Genomic DNA, 8,081 nt, shown 5'->3' on the forward strand with positions numbered 1-8,081 from the left:
CCTGTCATTCGTGAAAGTCGGCAACCACGCGCCGCCGGCCGAGCATCAGGGCATCGGCGACGTGGACGAACGGCCGCAGATCGATATCCGAGCGGCCTTCGTCCAGCAGGCTTGCGAACCGGGCATAGACGCCAGCGTATTCGTCCTTGTCCTCGTCGATACGCACTTCGCCGTCCACCCGCATCCGCCCGCCGCCTTCCTCGAGAAGAAGCTCGCCTTCCTCGGTCTTGACGCGCATCTGCCAGCACGGATCGCCCTTGTGGCGGAAGTCCAGAATGGCGTCGACCGGGGCGCCGGCTGTATCCTGGAACGACAGTTTCGCCGCAATCGGCGTGGCGCAGTTGCCCGGTACATCCAGGCTGGCCTCGCGCAGGGCGAACGGGCGCACCAGGATATGCGTGGCGATGGACAGGGCGTTGATGCCTGGGTCGAACACGCCCAGGCCGCCGGGCTCCCAGATCCAGTCCTGGCCCGGATGGAAGACCGTGACATCTTCACGCCAATCGATCTCCACCGCGGTCACCGTCTGGGTCGCCAGCCATTCGCGTGCGGCCTCGATGGCCGGGGCATGGCGCGAATGCCAACTGGCGTAGAGGGTGACGCCGGCGGTGGCCGCGCGTTGTTCCAGGTCGTCGACTTCCGACAGCGTGATACCCGGCGGCTTTTCGAGCAGTACATGCAGACCGGCCGCGATGGCCTGGCAGGCCATGGCGAACCGGTGTTGCGGCGGCACGCAAAGGGCCACGGCATCGACATCGACATCCGCGGCCAGCAAGGCGTCAAAATCGGTGAAGTGCGCCGGCGTGGCCGCGGGATCGGATTGCAGTTGCGGATCGACGGTGGCCACCAGATCGAAGTCGGCGCTGGCGGCGAGCGCCGGCCGGTGTTGATCGCGGGCAATTTTGCCAAAGCCGATCATGGCGATGCGGGTGCTCATAGGCTCGCTCTCGGGTTGAATGGGGCGCTCGCGCGGCCGGGTACGTCGACCTTCATGGCAAACAGGGATCCCGACTCCGGCCATTCTGACAACATGGCGGCGCTCATGTTCTCGCGCGCGGTCGTCACGAATAATGTGCGGCCATCCGGGCCGCCGAAGGCCGGCATGGTCGGCTGCAATGCGGCCAGCGGATAGCGTGCCACGAGGCGTCCTTCGGGATCGAAACGGGCAACCGCCGCGCCGCCGAACAGGGCGGTCCAGTAGTGATTCTCGACATCCACAGCCGCGCCGTCCGGGCTGCCCTCGATATCGAGCGCGTTCAGATCGATCCATGTCTCGCCGGGCCCGATGTCGCCGGTGGCCGGGTCGAAGGCGTGCCGGCGAATGATGCGGGTGGGCGTATCGGTGTGGTACATCCAGCGGCCGTCGGTCGAAAACGCCAGGCCGTTGGTGATCGTCATGCCGCCGATGCGCGGTACCAGGGCGTGGCCGTCGTAGCAGTAGAGCGATGCATCGGCGGCGGCCTGGGTTTCATTCATCGTGCCGATCCAGAAACGCCCCGCCGGATCGCAACCGCCGTCGTTGAAACGATGATCGTCGGTGTCCTCGGGCGCCTGTGCCAGACAGACCTGCCGGCCGCCCGCCGCGTCGAGATGCCAGAGGCCGGATCTCAGGGCCGCCACCAGCCCGCCGTCGGCATGCCGCACCACGCAGGTAATGGCCTCGTCGTATTCGACCACGCTGTGCTCGCCGGTGGCGAAATGCAACCGGTGCAGGGCGCCGCCGAGGATGTCTACCCAGTACAGGGCGTTGTATTCGGGGTGCCAGAGCGGGCCCTCGCCGAGTCCCATTGCCAGTGTCAGATGCGGGGTGAGCGTGTCGCTCATGAAAGCTTGTCCTGTTCAAGGCGAGTGCGTAGCGCCGCGGTGCTCTGATCGATGACGTCGGCAAAGTTCTGATCGATATCGACGCGGATCGCTTCGTCCGCGCCGGGCGCTTCGAGGGTGTCGAACTGCGATGTGAGCATCTCCGAGGAGAAGAAATGTTTGCGTCGCTGCATGCGCCCCAGAATGACATCGAAGCTGCCGTCCAGGTACAGGAACAGCAAACCGGGGTCGGCCTCGCGGAGTTGGTCGCGATAGATGCGCTTGAGCGAAGAGCAGCCGATCAGCAGAGGTTCGTTCTTGTCGTGATTGTCGCGAATCAGGTCGGTAAGCACCGCCAGCCAGTCGGCTCGATCGTCGTCGCTCAGGGGTTCGCCGCGCGACATCTTGTCGATGTTGGCCCGCGGATGATATTTGTCGCCGTCGATGTATGGCACGCCAAGCGCGCTGCCGACCGCTTCACCGACGGTGGACTTGCCGCTGCCCGACACACCCATCACGACCACGCGTCGATCGAACTTCGGGGGCGGGGTGTCGGAGGGTGGGGTATGGGTCATGAATGCGCATCCGGTCGGTGCATGGGTGGCGTCGCCCGGCATTCTTCCAAAGCCCCCGGCCCGCCGCAAGCGCGGGCCGGACGGTCGGTTCAGGCGTTGGCTTGCCTGGCGGCGTTGCGATATTCGTTGACCACGATATCGGTCAGCTCCTGGACCGATGTGTCTGCGGTGGCCTTGTTGAAGGTGATACGGCCGTTCTGCAGCAGATTGACACGATCGCAGACGTCGAAGATCTGGCCGTAGTTGTGCGCGATGATGATGATCGAGACCTCGCCCTTGGCTCGAAGCCGGTTGATCACATCGAGGATCATCGCCCCTTCCTTGGCCCCCATGGCCGCGGTCGGCTCGTCCAGCAGGAGCAGGCGCGAGTTCGAGTAGACCGATCGCGCGACCGCGACCGCCTGCCGCTGGCCGCCTGAAAGCTGTTCGACCGGCACGTCCACCGAGGGAATGTTGACGCCGATATCGAGCAGCGCTTCGCGTGCCTTCTCACGCATCGGCTTGTTATTGAGGATCGCCAGGGGGCCGCCCGTAAGCGATTCCCGTTGCAGGAACATGTTGTGGTAGACATTGAGTTGCGGAATCACTGCCAGATCCTGATGCACACAGTCGATGCCCAGCGAGCGCGCGTGGCTGACCGAGTGCAGGTGCACCTCCTTGCCGTCGTAGACGATGCGCCCCCGGGTCGGCTGATGAAGCCCGCAGAGGATCTTCATCAACGTCGACTTGCCGGCCCCGTTGTCGCCGAGCAGGCCGAGCACTTCGCCCTTGCCGACCGTCAGGTTGACCTCTTCCAGGGCCGTGACGTGGCCGAACTCCTTGGCCACGTTCTCGACCTGCAGCAATGGTTGGTTTTTCTCCGTCATGATTGCTTCCCGAAGAATTTGAAGAAGTATTTGAAGCGGCCGATATGGACGTTGACGATCATGGTCACGAGGATCGCGCCGCCCAGAATCATGTCGAAGGTGTAGGCCGAGACACCGGCCAGGGTGAAGCCGTCCTTGAGCATGCCGATGACCACGGCGCCAAAGAATGCGCCGATGATGGTGCCGACACCGCCGGCCAGCAGGGTGCCGCCGATGACGGCCGAGGCGATGCACATGAACATGATCTGCGTACCGCCGGCCAGTGGCGTGATCGATCCGGTCTGGAAACTGTCCAGAATGCCGCCGAAGCCGGCCAGCATGCTGCAGACCGTGAAATTACGAACCTTGACGAAGGTTACCCTGATGCCGGCCTCGGTCGCCCCGTTCAGGTTGCCGCCGACCGCGATCGTATGCAGCCCCCAGCGCGTGCGCGTGAGGATGAACTGAAACACGATGGCGATGAGCAGGGCCCAGCCGAGTTGCGCGAAGGCGCTGCCGCCGAAGATCGTGGTCAAGAATGCGCCGGCCTGCGGCTGCACCGGATAGCCGCCGGAGATGGTCAGCGTGAACCCGTTGAGCATGAAAAGCATGCCCATCGTGGTCACGAACGAATGGATCTTGAGCAGTTCGGTGATCAGGCCGTTGAGCAGGCCCACCACGCCGCAGGCCAGCAGTGCGAGGATGATCGCGGCGACGACTGGGATGCCGGCGCTGTGCGCGTAGAACATCACGAACGGCGCCATCGCATAGACCATGCCCACGGACAGGTCGAGTTCGCCGCTGATTAGAACCAGCACTTCGCCGGCTGCCAGAACGGCGGTCGCCGCCGTGTACTGGCCGAGCGTGCCGATATTGTCGGGTGAGAGGAAAACGCCGCCCGTGGTGGACTGGAAATAGATGGCGAGCAGGATGCCCGCGATGACGATGCTGGCTTCGCGACGCGCGAATGTGGCGATGACCGCACGACGCCAGGAACCCTGGCGTCGTGCTGCTTCATCGGACCGCCCCTTCGGTCGATGCGTCGGATCAGCTTTGGATTGTGTTGCCATAGATTACACTTACACTCAGGTCGAGATGGCGCCGGACCGGGACAGGACTTTTTCCTTGCTTGAGTTGCCCTCGAAACGGCTCTTGGTGTTCAGGTACTCACCGACATTGTCCTTGGTCACGAATTTGAGACCGGTGTTGACGTTGGCGATACCGCTGAGACCACCCGAGATCTGATACAGATACAGTTCCATCACCGGGATGAAGCCCTGCAGATAGGGCTGCTGGTCGATGGTGAAGCTGAGATCGCCACTCTCGATGCCGTCGAGCGTGCCGGGAAGCATGTCGAAGCCGCCGGCCTTGACGCCTTTCTTGGCCAGATCGTGCTTCTTCATGGTCTTGGCCACACCTTCGGTGCTGCCGGCATCGACCGCGAACATGCCCTTGATGTTGCGATGCCCGAGGTAGAACGACTCGATGCGCGAGAACTCCTCGTTGACCGTCGGCCCGCTGGCGACCTCGTGCAGCGTGATGTTCTTGCCGGACTCCTTGATCGCCTGCTTGGCGCCGTTCAGACGCGGCTGGATGTTGAGCTGGCCCGGCGTGGCGATAAAGCCCACGACGTCGCCCGAGTCGACTTCATCGACGATTCGCTGGCCGAGCGCCTTGCCCGCATCGAACAGCTTCTGCCCGATATACGCCATCCGATTGTTATCGACATCGGCGTTGTAGGACACCACCGGGATACCGGCCTTGAGCGCGCGGTCGATCGGCTTGTTGAACGCATGCTGGTCGACCAGTGCCACCGCGATACCGTCGACGCCGGAGGAGATCGCGGCGTCCATGGCATTGACCATGACGCTGGCCTCCGATTTCTGTGACCCCGTCCACTGATAGCTGCACCCGAAGGCCGCACAGGCATCGGCGGCACCGTACTGGGTCGGCACGAAGAACGGGTTGGTGGTCACATGGTTGATGAATACGAACTTGTATTTCGGATGATCCGGCAGGTTCGCATTGTGTTTGCCTGCCGCGAACGCCGCGGGTGAAATCCCCATTCCGGTCAGCGCGGCCAGGCCGGCGCCGCCGCTCAGGGCCCCGTGCAGGATTCGGCGACGGCTGACGTCGATGTTTTTGTCGTTGTGGTCTGATGAATCGCTCATTTTTTTCTTCCTCCGGTTTGACGCATACATTCCTGGCCAGGGACAGAATCGGCCGGCCACGGGTCGCGGTCGGCCGATCGCCGCTGACTTTACTCAGGCAGGAACTTGAAGATCGTCGTGGACGTGAACTTCTTGCCCGCTTTCAGTTCGGTGGTCGGATACGACGGGTGATTCGGCGAATCCGGATAATGCTGGGTCTCCATGGTGAAGGCGCTCCAGTGGTGATAGGTCTTGCCACCTTTACCCTCGTATTTACCGTGGATGAAGTTCGAGGTATAGACCTGCACGCCCGGTTCGGTCGTGTAGACCTCCAGCTCGCGACCGGACTTGGGGTCGGTGACGCGGGCGGCCAGCGCGTCGAGATTGCCGTTGGTATCGAGGACCCAGTTGTGGTCATAGCCGCCCTGTTTGGGTTCCGCGCGCATCAACTGGGTGGTCTTGGCGTGAATGCGCTCGCCAAAGGTGTGCGGGGTGGTGAAGTCGAACGGGGTGCCCTTGACCGCGCGGGCCGAGCCGAGCGGGATTTCGGTCTTGTCGATCGGGCTGTACTTATCGGCATTGATCATCGCGACCTCGTTGAGGATCGAACCGCTGCCGGCACCTTCCAGATTGAAATAAGTGTGGTTGGTGAGATTGATCACCGTGTCCTTGTCACTGACCGCCGAATAGTGGATCCGCAGATCGTTGTCGTTATCCAGCGTATAGCGCACCGTGGTCACGAGATCGCCCGGGAACCCCATTTGTCCGTCCGGCGACAGGTAGGTCATCTCCACCCCGACCGTGCCGTGCGGGTGAATTTCCTTGGCCTGCCAGACCTGCTGCTGGAACCCCTCGGGCCCGCCGTGCAACGTATTCGGGCCGTTGTTTTTCGGCAGGTTATAGGTATGACCGTCGAGGGTGAACTGGCCGTTGGCGATGCGGTTGGCGTATCGGCCGATGGTCGCGCCCATATACTGGTTTTTGTGTATATAGCCCTCGACGTTGTCGAAACCCAGGGCCACGTCGGCGACATTGCCGTCCTTGTCCGGGACCTTGATGGACTGAATCCGGGCGCCGAAGGTGATGATGTCCACCGACATGCCGTTGCGATTGGTCAGTTGATAACGCTTGACCTCCTGCCCCTGTGGCGTCTTGCCGAAATCGCTTTCGGTGACGGCCAGATGCGAGTTCTGGCTGCCGCTGTCGTTGCTCGCGCTGCTGTTGTCGTTGGAAGCCAGGGCCGGGCCGGCGACCAGCAGGGCCGCCAGTACGGTGGCGCTGCCGCCCAGCCCAAGGCCTCGGGCGAGTTTGGATTCGTGTGTCATGGTTTTCTCCTCCGTGTTGTCGTCGCGAATAACGCCTTTTCAGGCGAAGACGAACTTTTGTTATATCGACGGCGCGCATGGCGCCGCCGTTTTTTGGGTGGGGCTCGTCAGTCCAGGACTTGAACGGCCCCGGGGGCGAGCGCCGGTCGGGCGGTGCCCACCGTGTTGCGTAGCGGTGCGCCGAAGATCGGTGATTCGATCTCGAACACATCGCCGACGCGGGTGGAAATATTGTCGGCAAAGGACAGCGTGGCCGTGCCGAAGAAATGCACGTGCACATCACCCGCGCCGAGAAATTGTCGATACTTGAAGTGGTGGTACTCGAGGTTTTCGAGGCTGTGGCACATATGCGCCTCGCCCGACAGGAAGGGCTTTTCCCACAGTACCGCGCCGTCGCGCCGGATGCGGCTCATGCCTTCCACCGACTGCGGCAGTTCGCCGGTCAGCAATACCGGGCCGAAGCTGCAATAACGCAGCTTGGAGTGCGCCAGATAGAGATAGTTCTCGCGCTCGGTGACGTGATCGGAGGTTTCGTTGCCGAGGGCATAACCGACGCGCCAGGGCGTGCCGTCGTCAGCCACGACGTACAGTCCGGCGATCTCGGGCTCTTCGCCCAGATCCTTGCCGAACTCCGGCGCCGGAATCTCGCCGCCCGGGCGGGCGACGATCCGGCCGTCGCCCTTGTAGAACCATTCCGGCTGTACGCCGGGTTGTCCCGGCGCCGGGCGGCCGCCTTCGAGCCCCCAGTTGAACACCTTCATCGAGTCCGTGAGTTTGTCCGGATCGGGCTGGGCCTGGCCGGCCTGGTGCATGGCGTTGCGGGTATCCGCGCTGCCGGTGTGGGTCAGCCCGGTGCCGCTGATCAGGCAATGCGCCGGATCGTCGTGATCGAGCGGCGGCAGCACGCGACCGGCGGCCAGCAGGGCTTCGAGGCTTTCGATGCCGTCGGCCATGCCACGGGTTTCGGCCTCGGCCGCCAGGCCGTGGCCGGCATGGATCGCGGCCAGCGCCAGTTCGCGGACCGTGCGGGTATCGGCAATGGTGGTCACGCGGTCGGCGTCCACGACGCCGACGCGTCGTTGACCGGCTGCGGTTTCGTATTGAATCAGCTGCATGGCGTGCTCCGGATCGCTTACAGGCTGGCCGTCGTCATATCGCCGTTCACCAGCCGCCGAATACCCAGCGGATTGTCATCGGCGAGCGCCTTGGGCAGCACGGCGGCCGGCGCACTCTGGTAGCAGACCGCGCGCAGATAACGGTTGATCGCCAGCGTACCGACCGACGTGCTGTGGAAATCGGTGGTCGCCGGATACGGTCCGCCGTGGACGATCGCATCGTTGACCGCCACCCCGGTCGGGAAGCCGTTGAACAACACCCGCCCGG

The 8,081-nt window shown here is 63.4% G+C and carries 8 protein-coding genes and 1 pseudogene; all 9 read right to left on the reverse strand.

The features are described from left to right. Window positions 1-4 precede the first annotated feature (4 nt). The gene (locus ACS8Y6_RS16830) at window positions 5-937 is read right to left on the reverse strand and encodes a Gfo/Idh/MocA family protein (RefSeq protein ID WP_440856096.1); all 933 of its coding nucleotides are present in this window, start codon (window positions 935-937) and stop codon (window positions 5-7) included. Then, complete coding sequence (locus tag ACS8Y6_RS16835; protein ID WP_440851184.1) at window positions 934-1,824, reverse strand: SMP-30/gluconolactonase/LRE family protein; 891 nt, start codon at window positions 1,822-1,824, stop codon at window positions 934-936. The genes ACS8Y6_RS16830 and ACS8Y6_RS16835 overlap by 4 nt, the downstream gene beginning before the upstream one ends. Then, entirely contained in the window at window positions 1,821-2,378 is a 558-nt protein-coding gene (locus ACS8Y6_RS16840; protein ID WP_440851185.1) for a gluconokinase, read from the reverse strand. Before ACS8Y6_RS16840 ends, ACS8Y6_RS16835 begins: the two co-directional genes overlap by 4 nt. A gap of 89 nt (window positions 2,379-2,467) precedes the next feature. Continuing rightward, on the reverse strand, window positions 2,468-3,244 hold the full coding sequence (locus ACS8Y6_RS16845; RefSeq protein ID WP_440851186.1) for an ATP-binding cassette domain-containing protein: 777 nt from the start codon (window positions 3,242-3,244) through the stop codon (window positions 2,468-2,470). Beyond that, the gene (locus ACS8Y6_RS16850) at window positions 3,241-4,293 is read right to left on the reverse strand and encodes an ABC transporter permease (protein WP_440851187.1); all 1,053 of its coding nucleotides are present in this window, start codon (window positions 4,291-4,293) and stop codon (window positions 3,241-3,243) included. Before ACS8Y6_RS16850 ends, ACS8Y6_RS16845 begins: the two co-directional genes overlap by 4 nt. Before the next feature lie 15 nt (window positions 4,294-4,308). Then, window positions 4,309-5,394: a sugar ABC transporter substrate-binding protein gene (locus ACS8Y6_RS16855; RefSeq protein WP_440851188.1), complete on the reverse strand. Its 1,086-nt coding sequence runs from the start codon at window positions 5,392-5,394 to the stop codon at window positions 4,309-4,311. Between the two features lie 89 nt (window positions 5,395-5,483). Further along, complete coding sequence (locus ACS8Y6_RS16860) at window positions 5,484-6,698, reverse strand: aldose epimerase family protein (protein ID WP_440856097.1); 1,215 nt, start codon at window positions 6,696-6,698, stop codon at window positions 5,484-5,486. 107 nt (window positions 6,699-6,805) lie between these two features. Then, on the reverse strand, window positions 6,806-7,813 hold the full coding sequence (araD1, locus tag ACS8Y6_RS16865) for an AraD1 family protein (protein WP_440851190.1): 1,008 nt from the start codon (window positions 7,811-7,813) through the stop codon (window positions 6,806-6,808). A gap of 17 nt (window positions 7,814-7,830) precedes the next feature. After that, window positions 7,831-8,081 (reverse strand): annotated as a pseudogene (locus ACS8Y6_RS16870) (aldehyde dehydrogenase (NADP(+))); the annotation flags it as partial.

This window comes from Salinisphaera sp. RV14, from assembly GCF_052044135.1.
GTDB lineage: Bacteria > Pseudomonadota > Gammaproteobacteria > Nevskiales > Salinisphaeraceae > Salinisphaera.

Coding starts and splice junctions, on each gene's coding strand:
- ACS8Y6_RS16830 (WP_440856096.1), bottom strand. CDS start 937: ATGAGCACCCGCATCGCCATGATCGGCTTTGGCAAAATTGCCCGCGAT.
- ACS8Y6_RS16835 (WP_440851184.1), bottom strand. CDS start 1,824: ATGAGCGACACGCTCACCCCGCATCTGACACTGGCAATGGGACTCGGC.
- ACS8Y6_RS16840 (WP_440851185.1), bottom strand. CDS start 2,378: ATGACCCATACCCCACCCTCCGACACCCCGCCCCCGAAGTTCGATCGA.
- ACS8Y6_RS16845 (WP_440851186.1), bottom strand. CDS start 3,244: ATGACGGAGAAAAACCAACCATTGCTGCAGGTCGAGAACGTGGCCAAG.
- ACS8Y6_RS16850 (WP_440851187.1), bottom strand. CDS start 4,293: ATGGCAACACAATCCAAAGCTGATCCGACGCATCGACCGAAGGGGCGG.
- ACS8Y6_RS16855 (WP_440851188.1), bottom strand. CDS start 5,394: ATGAGCGATTCATCAGACCACAACGACAAAAACATCGACGTCAGCCGT.
- ACS8Y6_RS16860 (WP_440856097.1), bottom strand. CDS start 6,698: ATGACACACGAATCCAAACTCGCCCGAGGCCTTGGGCTGGGCGGCAGC.
- araD1 (WP_440851190.1), bottom strand. CDS start 7,813: ATGCAGCTGATTCAATACGAAACCGCAGCCGGTCAACGACGCGTCGGC.